This is a genomic window from Pseudomonas sp. LBUM1661 (genome assembly GCF_059695925.1).
The window spans coordinates 1,121,315-1,134,723 of the sequence record NZ_CP166794.1; the positions used below are offsets into that span (position 1 = coordinate 1,121,315).

Consider the following 13,409-nt stretch of genomic DNA (forward strand, 5'->3'; position numbering starts at 1 on the left):
TTAAGGATTTATTGTGAGCAAGTCTCTGCAAGCCATACGTGGCATGAACGACATCCTGCCCGAGCAGACTCCCCTGTGGCGTCATTTCGAGGGCACTGTATCGCGTCTGCTGGATAACTACGGTTACAAGCAGATCCGCATGCCGATCGTTGAATTCACCGAGCTGTTCAAGCGCTCCATCGGTGAAGTGACCGACATCGTCGAAAAAGAGATGTACACCTTCGACGACCGCAACGGCGATTCCCTGACCCTGCGCCCTGAAGGCACGGCGGCCTGCGTGCGTGCGGTGCTCGAGCACGGCATCACCGGCGGTGGCCAGGTGCAGAAACTCTGGTACATCGGCCCGATGTTCCGCCACGAGCGTCCGCAGAAAGGCCGTTATCGCCAGTTCCACCAGATCGGTTGCGAAGTGTTCAACCTCGACGGTCCGGACATCGACGCCGAGCTGATCGTGCTGACCTGGCGCCTGTGGGGCGAGCTGGGTATCCGTGACGCGGTCAAACTCGAACTCAACAGCCTGGGCACCAGCGAATCCCGCGGTCGTTATCGCGATGCGCTGGTCGAGTTTCTCTCGGCGCACCTGGACAAGCTTGACGAAGACAGCCAGCGCCGTCTGAAGACCAACCCTTTGCGGGTTCTGGACACCAAGAACGCCGACACTCAAGCGGTCCTGGTCGACGCGCCGAAAATGGCCGACTACCTCGATGAAGAGTCCCGCGTGCACTTCGAGGGCCTCAAGGCTCGCCTGGACGCTGCCGGCATTCCTTACGTGATCAACCCGAAGCTGGTTCGCGGGCTGGATTACTACAGCAAGACTGTTTTCGAATGGGTCACCGACAAGTTGGGCGCCCAAGGCACCGTGTGTGCCGGTGGTCGTTACGACGGTCTGGTTGAGCAGATGGGCGGCAAGCCGACCCCGGGCGTTGGTTTTGCCATGGGCATCGAGCGTCTGGTGCTGTTGCTGGAAACCCTGGAGCAAATCCCGCAAGAAATTTCCCGTCAGGTCGACGTCTACCTCTGTGCCTTCGGTGAAGCCGCCGAGTTGGCCGGTCTGACCCTGAGTGAACGTGTGCGTGATCAATTGCCCAACCTGCGCCTGCAAGTCAATGCCGGCGCCGGCAGCTTCAAAAGCCAATTCAAGAAAGCCGACAAGAGCGGTGCGCTGTACGCACTGATCCTCGGTGACGACGAAATGGCCCAGCAAGTGGTAGGTTTCAAACCCCTGCGTGGCCAGGGCGAACAACAAAGCATTGCCTGGGATGCGCTTGCTGCACACCTGGCCACCTGCGTCGTGCAGGGTTGAAGCTGTCAAACAGCCGATTTAGCGATTAAGGAGTATTGGGGTGTCGAGTACCGAAGACGAACAGCTGTCGGATTTGAAGGACTGGTGGACACGCAACGGCAAGCCCCTGGTCACTGGCGGCCTGTTGGCGCTGGTCATCGTGTTCGGCTGGCAGGCCTATCACAAGTATCAGAGCAATCAGTCGCAAGGCGCCTCGATTCTCTATCAGCAATTGCTGGAAACCACACTGACGCCTGATGGCAAACCAGATGCCGCCCGTGTTGCGGACCTGGCCGGCAAGCTCAACAGCGAGTTCGGCGGTACTGCCTATGCGCAATACGGCAGCCTGTTCGTGGCGAAAGTCGCGGTCGACAGCGGCAAGCTGGATGACGCCGCCACCGAGCTGAAAGCCATCGTGGCCAAGCCGGCCAACCCGGCGCTGGGCGAAATTGCCCGTCAGCGTCTGGCGCAGGTACTGGCCGCGCAGAACAAGGCCGATGAAGCCCTGAAACTGCTCGAAGGCGATGCCGACACGGCGTTCCTGGCGACTCGCGAAGAACTCAAAGGCGACCTGCTGGTGCAGCTGGGTCGTACCGACGAAGCGAACACGGCGTATCAAAAAGCCAAGGCCGCGCTGTCGGATGAAGCGGCGGTCGGTGGCCTTCAAATCAAGCTGGACGACCTGGCCAAAGGGGATGCGTGACGTGATTCGTTGGAAACATGCAGCATTGCTGGCTCTGGCCATATTGGCCGCGGGTTGCAGCAGCAACAGCAAAAAGGAATTGCCACCGGCCGAGTTGACCGACTTCAAAGAAGAAGTGGTTTTGCAAAAGCAGTGGAGTCGTTCGATCGGTGACGGTCAGGGCGAAACCTACAACATGCTGGTTCCGGCGATCGAGGGCGATACCATCTATGCCGCCGACGTCACCGGCGTGGTGATGTCGATGGATCGCAGCAACGGCGACGTCAAATGGAAGAAAGATCTCGATCTGCCTGTTTCCGGCGCCGTTGGCGTGGGTTACGGTCTGCTCCTGATCGGTACAACCAAGGGCGAAATCGTTGCGCTGGACTCCATCAACGGTGAAGAGAAATGGCGCGCTCGCGTGTCCAGCGAAGTGCTTGCACCACCGGCCAACAACGGTGACGTTGTGGTGGTTCAGACTCAGGATGACCGTCTGATCGGTCTGGATGCCGCGACCGGCAACCAGCGCTGGTTGTACGACAGCACCCCGGCAGTCCTGACCCTGCGCGGCACCAGTGCACCGATCGTCACCAACCGCCTCGCGGTGGCTGGCCTGTCGACCGGTAAAGTGGTTGCTCTGGATATCACCAACGGCGTGCCGGTGTGGGAACAACGCGTAGCGATTCCACAAGGTCGTTCGGAACTGGAGCGCGTCGTCGATATCGACGGTGGCCTGCTGCTGTCCGGCGAAACGCTGTACGTCGCCAGCTACCAGGGTCGCGTTGCGGCACTGGACCTGCAAAGCGGTCGTCAGCTGTGGCAGCGTGATGCTTCCAGCTATGCCGGTGTCGCCCAGGGTTTTGGCAGCGTCTACGTGAGCTTGTCTTCGGGCACTGTTGAAGGCGTCGATGAACGTTCCACCACAGCCTTGTGGAGCAACGATTCGCTGGCTCGCCGTCAATTGTCGGCTCCGGAAGTATTTTCCAGCTACGTTGCAGTTGGCGACATGGAAGGCTACCTGCACCTGCTGAGCCAGGTGGACGGTCGTTTCGTCGGCCGCGAACGCATCGACAGCGACGGCCTGCGTGCCCGTCCGCTGGTGGTGGGTGACACGATTTATCTGTATGGCAACAGCGGCAAACTGGAAGCCCTGACCATCAAGTAAAGGTTTGACTATGCTTGGGTTAAACCCCAAGCGGCTTCACCTGTGCAGGACTGTATGAGCGAGCTTGCTCGCGATGGGCGTCAACGAATACGTTGGCGACATGGTTAAACGCGGTGTTTTTGCGTTTTTCGCGAGCAAGCTCGCTCCTACAGAAAAGCACGCAGTGATTGCCCCGAGCACCAGCCGCTGCCTCGCAGCGGCTTTTGTATTTTCTGAAATAACGAAGTGGAGAGCCGCATGGTTCCCGTAATCGCCCTGGTGGGCCGACCGAACGTCGGCAAGTCCACCTTGTTCAACCGCCTGACCAGGACGCGTGACGCCATCGTCGGCGACTTGTCCGGTCTGACCCGTGATCGCCAGTACGGTGAGGCCAAGTGGCAAGGGCGTTCCTACATTCTGGTCGACACCGGCGGTATCTCCGGTGACGAGCACGGTATGGACGAAAAAATGGCCGAGCAGTCGCTGCTGGCCATTGAAGAAGCGGATGTCGTTCTGTTCCTGGTAGATGCCAAGGCCGGTTTTACCGCCGCCGACCAGATGATCGCCGAGCATTTGCGCAAACGTAACAAGCGTTCCTACGTGGTGGCCAACAAGGTCGACAACATCGACCCTGAAATGGCCCGCGCCGAATTCGCCCCGTTGGGCATGGGCCACGCGATTCCGATCGCCGGTGCGCATGGTCGTGGCATCACCCAGATGCTGGAAATCGCCCTGAGCGACTTCCCGAAAGACGATGACGAGCTGGAAGAAGGCGAGGAAGAGATCGTTGCCGAAGGCGAGGAAGCCAAGCGCATTCCTGGCCCTAGCGAAAAAGACGGGATCAAGATCGCCATCATCGGCCGCCCGAACGTCGGCAAGTCGACCCTGGTCAACCGCATGCTCGGTGAAGACCGGGTTATCGTCTATGACGAGCCCGGCACCACCCGCGACAGTATCTACATCCCGTTCGAGCGTAACGACGAGAAGTACACGCTGATCGACACCGCCGGTGTGCGCAAGCGCGGCAAGATCCACGAAGAAGTCGAAAAATTCTCCGTGGTCAAAACCTTGCAGGCGATCAAAGACGCCAACGTGGTGATCTTTGTGATGGACGCCCGCGAAGGCGTGGTCGATCACGACCTCAACCTGCTGGGCTTCGCCATTGAGTCGGGTCGTGCGCTGGTCATCGCGATCAACAAGTGGGACGGCATGACGCCGAGCGAGCGCGACTTCGTGAAGGTCGAGCTGCAACGTCGACTGTTCTTCGTGGACTACGCCGACATTCACTTCATCTCGGCCCTGCACGGCACGGGCGTGGGCAACCTCTACGCCTCCGTTCAGAACTCGTTCAAGTCTGCGGTCACCCGCTGGCCAACGAACCGCCTGACCACGATTCTGGAAGATGCGGTAGGTGAGCACGCGCCGCCGATGGTCAACAACCGCCGGATCAAGCTGCGTTATGCCCACTTGGGTGGCGCCAACCCGCCGATCATCGTGATTCACGGTAACCAGATCGAGAAGGTGCCGAAGTCTTACGTGCGTTACCTGGAAAACACGTATCGCCGTGTCTTGAAACTGGTCGGTACGCCGATCCGCATCGAGTTCAAGGGCGGCGAGAACCCGTACGAAGGCAACAAGAACTCGCTCACCGATCGCCAGGTCAACAAGAAGCGTCGGATGATGTCGCACAACAAGAAAGCCGACAAAAAGCGCCGCGACAAGCGCTGATTGAATCCCGTAGGAGCGAGGCTTGCCCGCGAAGAACGATAACGCGGTGTTCCGATACACCGCGGTGTGGCTTTCGCGGGCAAGCCTCGCTCCCACGGGATCGGGTTAAAGAAGGGCGCTGATGGCGCCCTTTTTTTATGGGCGCCGGATGGGCTATCCTCGGACGCTCCCGCGCCGCCGTTAGAGCCGGGTGTAGAGCAGGGACTCAACGATGATCACCAGTAAGCTGCCGAATGTCGGCATCACTATCTTCACTCAGATGTCTCAGCTCGCGGCACAAACCGGGGCGTTGAACCTGTCCCAGGGGTTTCCCGATTTTGATGCCCCGCAGGCCCTGTGCGATGCGGTCGGTCGGCACATTGCCAACGGTCACAACCAGTATTCGCCGATGACCGGCCTGCCAGCGTTGCGTCAGCAGATTGCGGCGAAGATTGCCCGCCACTACGGCGTCAATGTGGATGCCGATCACGAAGTGACGGTCACCCCCGGCGCGACCCAGGCGATCTTCTGTGCGATTCAGGCGGTGATCCACAGTGGTGATGAAGTCATCGTGTTCGATCCGGCCTACGACAGCTACGAGCCTTCGGTGGAGCTGGCCGGTGGTCGTTGCGTGCACGTGCAACTAGGCCTGAACGATTTCTCCATCGACTTCCAGAAGCTCGGCCAAGCCATTACCCCGCGCACGCGGATGATCATCCTCAACACCCCGCACAACCCCAGCGGTGCACTGATCAACCGTGCCGAGCTGGAGCAATTGGCGGCGTTGATCCGCGACCGCGACATCTATGTGGTCAGCGACGAAGTCTACGAACACCTGGTGTACGACGGTGTGCCGCACGCCAGCGTGCTCAATCACGAAGAGCTGTATCAACGCGCCTTCGTGGTCAGCTCCTTCGGCAAGACCTATCACGTCACCGGCTGGAAAACCGGCTACGTGGTCGCGCCACCGGCGCTCACCGCAGAGCTGCGCAAGGTTCACCAATACGTCAGTTTCTGCGGCGTAACCCCGCTGCAATATGCGTTGGCCGACTTCATGGCCGAGCACCCGGAACATGTAGAACAGCTGCCGGCGTTCTATCAGGCCAAGCGTGATCTGTTCTGCGATTTGCTGACGCCATCGCGCTTCAGTTTTACCCGCGTGACCGGTACCTATTTCCAGTTGGTCGATTACTCGCAGATCCGCCCGGACCTCAACGACGTCGAGATGGCGCTGTGGATGACCCGCGAACATGGCGTGGCAAGCATCCCGATCTCGGTGTTCTACCAGACCCCACCCGAAGGCCAGCGCCTGGTGCGCTTGTGCTTCGCCAAACGTGAGGAGACCCTGCGTGAAGCGGCGGAAAAACTATGCGTGATCTGAGTGCACTGCCCAATCTGAACATCGCGCTGATCCAGACCACCCTGGCCTGGCATGACCGCCAGGCCAATCTGGAGCATTTCGAGCAACTGTTCGAGCAGGCTCGCGGAGCTGATCTGATTATCCTGCCGGAGATGTTCACCACCGGTTTTTCCATGGAGTCGGAAACCCTCGCCGAGGCGGAGAACGGCCCGACCAGCAAATGGTTGCGCGCTCAGGCGGCGAAGCTGGATGCCGTGATTACCGGCAGCCTGATCGTCCAGGCAGCTGACGGCAGCCACCGCAATCGCCTGTTGTGGGCGCGACCGGACGGGGAGGTGTTGCATTACGACAAGCGCCACCTGTTCCGCATGGCCGGCGAGCACAACCACTACACGCCCGGCGAACGTCAGGTGCAATTCGAGCTCAAGGGCTGGCGAGTGCGGCCGCTGATTTGCTACGACCTGCGCTTTCCGGTGTGGAGCCGCGATGCTCAGGACACCGATCTGCTGCTGTACACCGCCAACTGGCCGGGTGCACGGCGTCAGCACTGGAACCGTTTGCTGCCGGCGCGGGCGATTGAAAACCTTTGCTACGTGGCGGCGGTGAACCGCATCGGAACCGATGGCAAGGGCTTCGCCTATACCGGCGACAGTCAGGTGCTGGATTTCCAGGGCGAGACGTTGCTCAGCGCGGGGGAGGCGGACGGGGTGTTTCAGGTGGTTCTGAATGCTGCCGACCTTCAAGCTTATCGCACGCGGTTTCCGGCGAATCTGGATGCCGATACGTTTGAGTTCACCTGAGATCTCCGGTGTCTGATATGGCCTCATCGCGAGCAGGCTCGCTCCCACAGTTGATCAATGTGAACACAGATTTTGTGTCCACCAAAAACCCATTGTGGGAGCGAGCCTGCTCGCGATCAGGCCCGGTCAGGCAGCACAAAAACACCACGCAAACAAAAAGGCCCCAAGGTTCACACCAAGGGGCCTTTGGCATTTCAGCGAAGGCTTACGCCGCTTTCGCTTCCGGCTGGCTCAGCGAGCGATTCAGCGCGCTGAACAGTGCCTTGAAGCTGGCCGTCGTGATGTTCTCATCGATACCCACACCGTGCACCGCACGCTCACCGTTCACGCGCAGTTCAATGTAGGCCGCCGCTTTGGCATTGGTGCCCGCGCCGATGGCGTGTTCGTTGTAGTCCATGATTTCCACCGGAATCGGCAGGCCGGCCACCAGTGCTTCAAGGGCGCCGTTGCCCTTGCCGCGCCAATGCAGGTTGGTTTCGCCCTGGCCTTGGCCGGAGACTTCCACTTCCACGGCGCTGTGGCCGTTTTCTTCCTGCAGGCGATGGCTGACCAGCGCGTACGGGGTGTTGGCCTGCAAGTATTCGCTGTGAAGCAGCGCGTGGATCTGCTGGGCAGTCATCTCCAGGCCCAGGCGATCGGTTTCACGCTGCACGACCTGGCTGAATTCGATCTGCATGCGACGCGGCAAGTTGATGCCGTATTCCTGTTCCAGCAGGTAGGCGATACCGCCCTTGCCCGACTGGCTGTTGACGCGGATCACCGCCTCGTAGCTGCGGCCGATGTCGGCCGGGTCGATCGGCAAGTACGGCACTTCCCACAGGGCGTCCGGTTTCTGCTGGGCGAAGCCCTTGCGGATGGCGTCCTGGTGGGAGCCGGAGAACGCGGTGTGAACCAGGTCGCCGACGTACGGGTGACGCGGGTGCACCGGAAGCTGGTTGCACTCTTCGACGACTTTGCGCACGCCGTCGATGTCGGAGAAGTTCAGCTCAGGGTCGACGCCCTGGGTGTAGAGGTTCAACGCGACGGTCACCAGGTCGACGTTACCGGTGCGCTCGCCGTTGCCGAACAGGCAGCCTTCGACACGGTCCGCGCCGGCCATCAGGCCCAGTTCAGTTGCCGCAACGCCAGTGCCACGGTCGTTGTGGGTGTGCAGGCTGATGATCACGCTGTCACGACGGTTGATGTGACGGCCGAACCATTCGATCTGGTCGGCATAGATGTTCGGCGTGGCGCATTCGACGGTGGCTGGCAGATTGAGGATCATCTTGTGTTCAGGCGTCGGGTTCCAGACTTCGATCACTGCGTCGCAAACTTCCTTGGCGAACTCCAGTTCGGTCGCGCTGAAGGTTTCCGGCGAGTACTCGAAGGTCCACTCGGTGTCCGGCTGCTGGGCGGCGTATTTGACAAACAGCTTGGCCGCGCTCACGGCGATTTCCTTGATCCCGTCCTTGTCCTGGTTGAAGACAATGCGGCGGAAGGAAGGGGAGGTGGCGTTGTACAGGTGGACGATGGCTTTTTTCGCGCCGCGCAGGGATTCGAAGGTGCGCTCGATCAGGTCTTCACGACCCTGGGTCAGCACCTGAATGGTGGTGTCGTCCGGGATGTGGTTGCCTTCGATCAGGGTACGAACGAAGTCGAAGTCGGTTTGCGAAGCGGCCGGGAACGACGCTTCGATTTCTTTCACGCCCACCGACACCAGGGTTTTCCAGAAACGCAGCTTCTTCACCGCGTCCATTGGCTCGATCAGCGACTGGTTGCCGTCACGCAAGTCCGAACTGCACCAGATCGGTGCTGCGGTGATGGTCTTCGACGGCCAGGTGCGATCCGGGATATCGATGGTCGGGAACGCGCGGTATTTCGAAGACGGGTCTTTGAGCATGCTCATCGGGAAATCCTTATTGTGTGGGCCGAAAAAAGGCGGCCTGCCGGTGGATCAAAAGTTAAGAGGATAAAGCACAGGACGAGGCACCGCGATTCAGCCCGGCAGTCGTGCACTGACAAGGCACAGACTGCGGTGCTGGCGAAGCTGAATGAGGGTGTGAGAGGTTTTCATGCCTTCAACCCTAACCGCGAGGGGGAAGGATGGCAAGCAGTCGAAAAAAATTGAGAGGAATCCTCGTAAAAGCGTATTTGCCGCGATTTTATTGTTCTTGAAGACGCTGATTCTTCGGATGTTTGCGCGAGGTTTGAGCGATGCGCAATCGAAGGATGCGGCTGATGGGCCGTACCAGCCCAGCTATTCTTAAAGCCTCAACAGGCGACTGGCAGGCAGGAGTCGGCAATGAACGAGTCGGATTGGAAACTTTATAGCGCGCTGCGTCCTATGGCCCATGAGCGGATGTGTGTCCGGATCATGGAAGAGGTCGAGCGCACGGTGCTGGATAAAAGCCTGGCACCTTATGAGCGGATAGAGGCCAGCGAAGAAAGGCTGAAGGCCGGTCAACAGGAGCTGTATTGGGCGTTTGGAGTTTTCAGTCATTCACGCAATGAGGCGCCTGCTCATTTGTTGGGGTTGTGTACCCATGAATTGATCACGCCGCAAGAGTTGGCTGGCTTCTCGGAGGAAACCCAGGCATGGATCAAAGAGCGCCAGGCGCACAGGGAGATTCATGGGATTGAGGATCTTGAGGCTGAATAAGCGGCTTGCGGGTTATTTCGCGCCGCCTGCGAGGCCGCCTTCGCGGGCAAGCCCGCTCCCACAGGTTTTACGTACACCATAGATCATTGTGGGAGCGGGCTTGCCCGCGAAGAGGCCGGTAGCCTCACCGCAGATTCAAGGCTGAAAGGCACCAATGAAGATCGCCGGGTCCACCCGTGCATCATTCAGGCTGATATTCCAGTGCATATGCGGCCCGGTCGCCCGCCCGGTCGAACCCACCTTGCCCACCACTCCGCCACGAGCCATTTGCTGCCCGACCTGCACATCAATCTTCGACATGTGGCAAAACATGCTGATAAACCCTTGGCCATGGTCGACAAACACCGTGTTGCCATTAAAGAAATAGTTGCCGATCAGAATCACCTTGCCCGCCGCCGGGGTCTTGATCGGTGTGCCTGCGCCCACGGCGAAATCAAGGCCGGAGTGAGGATTACGCTCTTCACCGTTGAAGAAGCGGCGCACGCCGAACTTGCTCGACAGCGGCCCGTTGACCGGTTTGTCCAACAGCAAATTGCTCGGTGTGTTCGGGCTGAAGGTGCGGTAGGCCGCAATCTGCTCGGCCAGTTCGCGCTCGATGCGCTTGAGGTTTTCCGGGTCTGGATTGACCTGCTGCGTATTCTTCAGGGTGATGCGCTGTTCCGGGTATTTTTTGTTGCCGACGGTGAAGCTCAGATTACGCCCGCCACTGCTGACCTGCTGTGTCCCCGGCTTGACCGTCAACGGCACGCCGACAATCGCCAGCCAGTTGTTCTGTTCCTTGACCACCAGCACCGGTTTGCCCTGATAGCTGGCCTTTGGCGCCTGGGCCGCGGAACCCAGGTCCACCACGGCCACGCCGCCCGGCACCGGTTTGTTCAACAGACGGGTGATGTAGCTGTCGGCGTGGGCGTTGAAGGTCAGGCACAGCAACAGCAGCGGAGCGAAAAAACGCGGCATGGATCAATCCAGTAAAGAAAGGGTGACGGGCGTCAGGTGATTGTCTTCGACCCGCACTTGCAGTTCGCCTTCACCGAGTTTGGCTTTCAGGCGTTGGCCGGTGTGGGTCTGCGCGGCGTTACGGATCGCGTTGCCGCGTTCGTCCAGCAGAATGCTGTAGCCACGGCCGAGGGTCGCCAAGGGGCTGACCACATGCAACGTCTGCATCTGGCTTTGCAGTTGCAGGCGGCGGCCCTTCAAGCCTTCGCGCATGGCGCGGGGCAAGCGTTCGGCGAGGCTGTCGAGGCGCTGGCGGAGCATCGCCAGTTGCCGCCCCGGATGCTGCCCGGCGAGGCGGGTTTCAAGGCGAATCAGTCGTTCGCGGCGGGTGTTGAGGCTGCGTTCGAAGGCGCGGCGCATGCGCATGTCGAGGTCATCCAGGCGCTGCGCTTGCTGGCGCAGGCGTTCACCGGGATGGCGCAAGCGACGGGAAATGCCTTCCAGGCGCAGGCGATCACGCATCAAACGGTCGCGCATGCGCATCACCAACCGTCGATGCAGGCTTTCGACCCGACGCACCAGGTCGCTGGAATCCGGTGAGAGCAATTCGGCGGCGGCGGAGGGCGTTGGAGCGCGAACGTCGGCGACGAAGTCGCTGATCGAGACATCGGTTTCATGGCCGACGGCGCTGACGATCGGCGTCACGCAGGCATCCACGGCACGGGCCACGGCTTCTTCGTTGAAACACCAGAGGTCTTCCAGCGAACCGCCGCCACGGGCCAGGATCAGCGCGTCGAAACCTCGGGCATCCGCCAGTTTCAGTGCGCGGACAATTTGCGCGGTGGCCTCGCGCCCCTGCACGGCCGTGGGGATCAGCGTCAGTTGCACCTGCGGCGCACGGCGGCGGAACACGCTGATGATGTCGCGGATCACCGCGCCGGTGGGCGAGCTGATGATGCCGATGCGCTGCGGGTGCGCCGGCAGCGGCACTTTGCGCTCGGCACTGAACAGGCCTTCGGCGCTGAGCTTTTCTTTCAGGGCATCGAAGGCCAGACGCAGGGCGCCGTCGCCGGCCGGCTCCACGGTGTCGAGGATCAGTTGATAGTCGCCACGCCCCTCGAACAGCGAGACCTTGCCGCGCACCTTGACCGCCAGACCGTCCTTCAACGCCTGGCGAACCCGCGCCGCGTTCTGCCGGAACAATGCGCAACGCACCTGGGCGCCGCTGTCCTTGAGGGTGAAATACACATGGCCAGACGCCGGGCGGGCGAGGTTGGAGATTTCGCCTTCGACCCAGATGTTGCTGAACACGTCTTCGAGCAACACCCGCGCGCGGCCGTTGAGCTGGCTGACAGTCAGGACTTCACGGTCCAGGCCGAGTCTTGCAAAGGGATCTTTAATCATGGGGCGCAGTTTAAAGGCATTCGCCCGCGAATCTCCATGAGTCAGCGAAAATCCCTTGTGGGAGCGGGCTTGCTCGCGAATACGGTTTAACATCCAGCCGCTACATCGACTGACACATCGCTTTCGCGAGCAAGCCCGCTCCCACAGGTTCGACGTCGTCAGCAATATTCAAGGAAGACATTGAGATGAGCGTGCTTGAGTTGTTAAACCAATGGCCATTCGGGGCGGTGGGTTGGCTGGTGATCGGGTTGGGCATTGCCCTGGCCTACATCGTGTTTGGCATCGCCGGTTTCGGCACGGCGCTGGTGGCCGGGCCAATTTTGATTCTGTTCATGCCGCTGTCGAAGATCGTGCCGCTGCTGGTGCTGCTGGATTTCGTCGCGGCGTTTGGCAATCTGCTGCCCTCGCGGCGCGATGTGGCCAGGCTGGAGTTGCTGCGATTGCTGCCGTGCATGGCGGTGGGTTGCACGTTGGGGGTGATTTTTCTGCTGAACCTCAAATCCGACCTGTTGCTGCTCTTGATGGGGCTGTTTATCAGCGCCTATGCGGTTTATAGCCTGTGGGTCAAAACCCGTCCGACGCAATTATCAGCGGGTTGGGCGTTGCCGATGGGCACGGTGGGCGGGATGTTCGGGGCGCTGTTTGGCAGTGGCGGCTTTTTGTATGCGATCTATTTGAACAGTCGCTTGCCCAAGGACGCGGCCCGGGCGACGCAAAGTGCGTTGATCAGTTGCAGCACGGTGGTGCGGTTGAGCCTGTTTGCTATCGCGGGTGTTTATGCCGAGCTGCCGTTGTTGATGCTGGCGCTGTGTTTGTTGCCGGCCATGGTGCTGGGGCTGTGGATCGGCCGGCGGTTGACCTTGCGCCTGTCCCGCGAAGCGTTCGTGCGGCTGGTGACGTGGTTGGTGCTGGCGAGCGGGATCGCCTTGATCGGGCGCTATCTAAGCAGCTAACCAAGGCCCGCTCTTCGTAGGAGCCAGGCTTGCCCGCGAAGGCGATCTCGAGGACGCCTTCGCGGGCAAGCCTCGCTCCTACAAAAAAAGTCCGCGTACAGACGATGGTCAGTCGTTGTACTGGCTCAACAACCGTTCCAGCCGCGCGCTGAGGCGGCGTTTGATTTCGGTTTCGATGTGCGGGGCGAAGTCGTCGATCACGTCTTGCATGATCAATTGCGCGGCGGCGCGAAGTTCGCTGTCCAGGTGCAGCAGGTCGTCGGGGTTCTTGCTGACGACCGGAGCCGGTGGGGCGGCCGGGGCGGGTGGTGTCGGTTCGACAGGCTGGGGCGCGGCGGCGACCGTATCGAACAACATCGGAATCTGTTCCTGATCACCGTCCTCGACCGTGTCGGTCAGCAGCGGTGGTTGCAGGTTGTCATCGCCGAGCAGTTGGCGGATCGACTCAAGGTCATCCAGCAGGTGCGCGGACTGTTGTTGCGGTTTTGGAGTGTCCATCGGAA

At 60.4% G+C, this 13,409-nt stretch carries 12 protein-coding genes; 8 read left to right on the plus strand and 4 right to left on the minus strand.

From position 1 onward, the window contains the following. Positions 1 to 13: 13 nt before the first annotated feature. The 6 genes from hisS to ACA057_RS05150 all read left to right on the plus strand — a co-directional run bounded on the left by hisS (position 14) and on the right by ACA057_RS05150 (position 6,975). On the plus strand, positions 14 to 1,303 hold the full coding sequence (gene hisS / locus ACA057_RS05125) for a histidine--tRNA ligase (protein WP_497346432.1): 1,290 nt from the start codon (positions 14 to 16) through the stop codon (positions 1,301 to 1,303). A 40-nt stretch (positions 1,304 to 1,343) separates the two neighbouring features. Continuing rightward, positions 1,344 to 1,985 carry a tetratricopeptide repeat protein gene (locus ACA057_RS05130; RefSeq protein WP_497346433.1) on the plus strand — a complete coding sequence of 214 codons (642 nt, stop codon included), beginning with the start codon at positions 1,344 to 1,346 and terminating at the stop codon, positions 1,983 to 1,985. Continuing rightward, on the plus strand, positions 1,978 to 3,129 hold the full coding sequence (gene bamB, locus ACA057_RS05135; RefSeq protein ID WP_497346435.1) for an outer membrane protein assembly factor BamB: 1,152 nt from the start codon (positions 1,978 to 1,980) through the stop codon (positions 3,127 to 3,129). Before ACA057_RS05130 ends, bamB begins: the two co-directional genes overlap by 8 nt. 237 nt (positions 3,130 to 3,366) lie before the next feature. Next, positions 3,367 to 4,836: a ribosome biogenesis GTPase Der gene (gene der, locus ACA057_RS05140; protein ID WP_497346436.1), complete on the plus strand. Its 1,470-nt coding sequence runs from the start codon at positions 3,367 to 3,369 to the stop codon at positions 4,834 to 4,836. 211 nt (positions 4,837 to 5,047) lie between these two features. Continuing rightward, the gene (locus ACA057_RS05145; protein ID WP_497346437.1) at positions 5,048 to 6,196 is read left to right on the plus strand and encodes a pyridoxal phosphate-dependent aminotransferase; all 1,149 of its coding nucleotides are present in this window, start codon (positions 5,048 to 5,050) and stop codon (positions 6,194 to 6,196) included. After that, positions 6,184 to 6,975 carry an amidohydrolase gene (locus ACA057_RS05150; protein WP_497346438.1) on the plus strand — a complete coding sequence of 264 codons (792 nt, stop codon included), beginning with the start codon at positions 6,184 to 6,186 and terminating at the stop codon, positions 6,973 to 6,975. The genes ACA057_RS05145 and ACA057_RS05150 overlap by 13 nt, the downstream gene beginning before the upstream one ends. A 205-nt stretch (positions 6,976 to 7,180) precedes the next feature. On the opposite strand, the gene leuA is transcribed toward ACA057_RS05150, so the two are convergent. Beyond that, the gene (gene leuA / locus ACA057_RS05155) at positions 7,181 to 8,860 is read right to left on the minus strand and encodes a 2-isopropylmalate synthase (RefSeq protein WP_401356494.1); all 1,680 of its coding nucleotides are present in this window, start codon (positions 8,858 to 8,860) and stop codon (positions 7,181 to 7,183) included. Positions 8,861 to 9,256: 396 nt separating this feature from the next. Here leuA and ACA057_RS05160 point away from each other — a divergent pair, with 396 nt between their 5' ends. Next, positions 9,257 to 9,613 (plus strand): hypothetical protein, encoded by a 357-nt coding sequence (locus ACA057_RS05160; RefSeq protein WP_497346440.1) that lies wholly within the window; start codon positions 9,257 to 9,259, stop codon positions 9,611 to 9,613. Between the two features lie 135 nt (positions 9,614 to 9,748). Here the strand turns inward: ACA057_RS05160 and ACA057_RS05165 are convergent, their stop codons facing one another. Together ACA057_RS05165 and xseA are read right to left on the minus strand one after the other, a co-directional pair. Beyond that, positions 9,749 to 10,570, minus strand: coding sequence for a peptidoglycan DD-metalloendopeptidase family protein (locus ACA057_RS05165; RefSeq protein WP_497346442.1), 822 nt, complete (start codon positions 10,568 to 10,570; stop codon positions 9,749 to 9,751). A gap of 3 nt (positions 10,571 to 10,573) precedes the next feature. Then, a complete protein-coding gene (xseA, locus tag ACA057_RS05170) occupies positions 10,574 to 11,953 on the minus strand; it encodes an exodeoxyribonuclease VII large subunit (protein ID WP_497346444.1) in 1,380 nt (459 codons plus the stop codon). A 185-nt stretch (positions 11,954 to 12,138) separates the two neighbouring features. Between xseA and ACA057_RS05175 the strand changes: the two genes are divergently transcribed. Then, positions 12,139 to 12,906: a sulfite exporter TauE/SafE family protein gene (locus tag ACA057_RS05175; protein ID WP_497346446.1), complete on the plus strand. Its 768-nt coding sequence runs from the start codon at positions 12,139 to 12,141 to the stop codon at positions 12,904 to 12,906. A gap of 108 nt (positions 12,907 to 13,014) precedes the next feature. Here the strand turns inward: ACA057_RS05175 and ACA057_RS05180 are convergent, their stop codons facing one another. Further along, a complete protein-coding gene (locus tag ACA057_RS05180; protein WP_401356508.1) occupies positions 13,015 to 13,404 on the minus strand; it encodes a DNA polymerase III subunit chi in 390 nt (129 codons plus the stop codon). Positions 13,405 to 13,409: the final 5 nt, after the last annotated feature.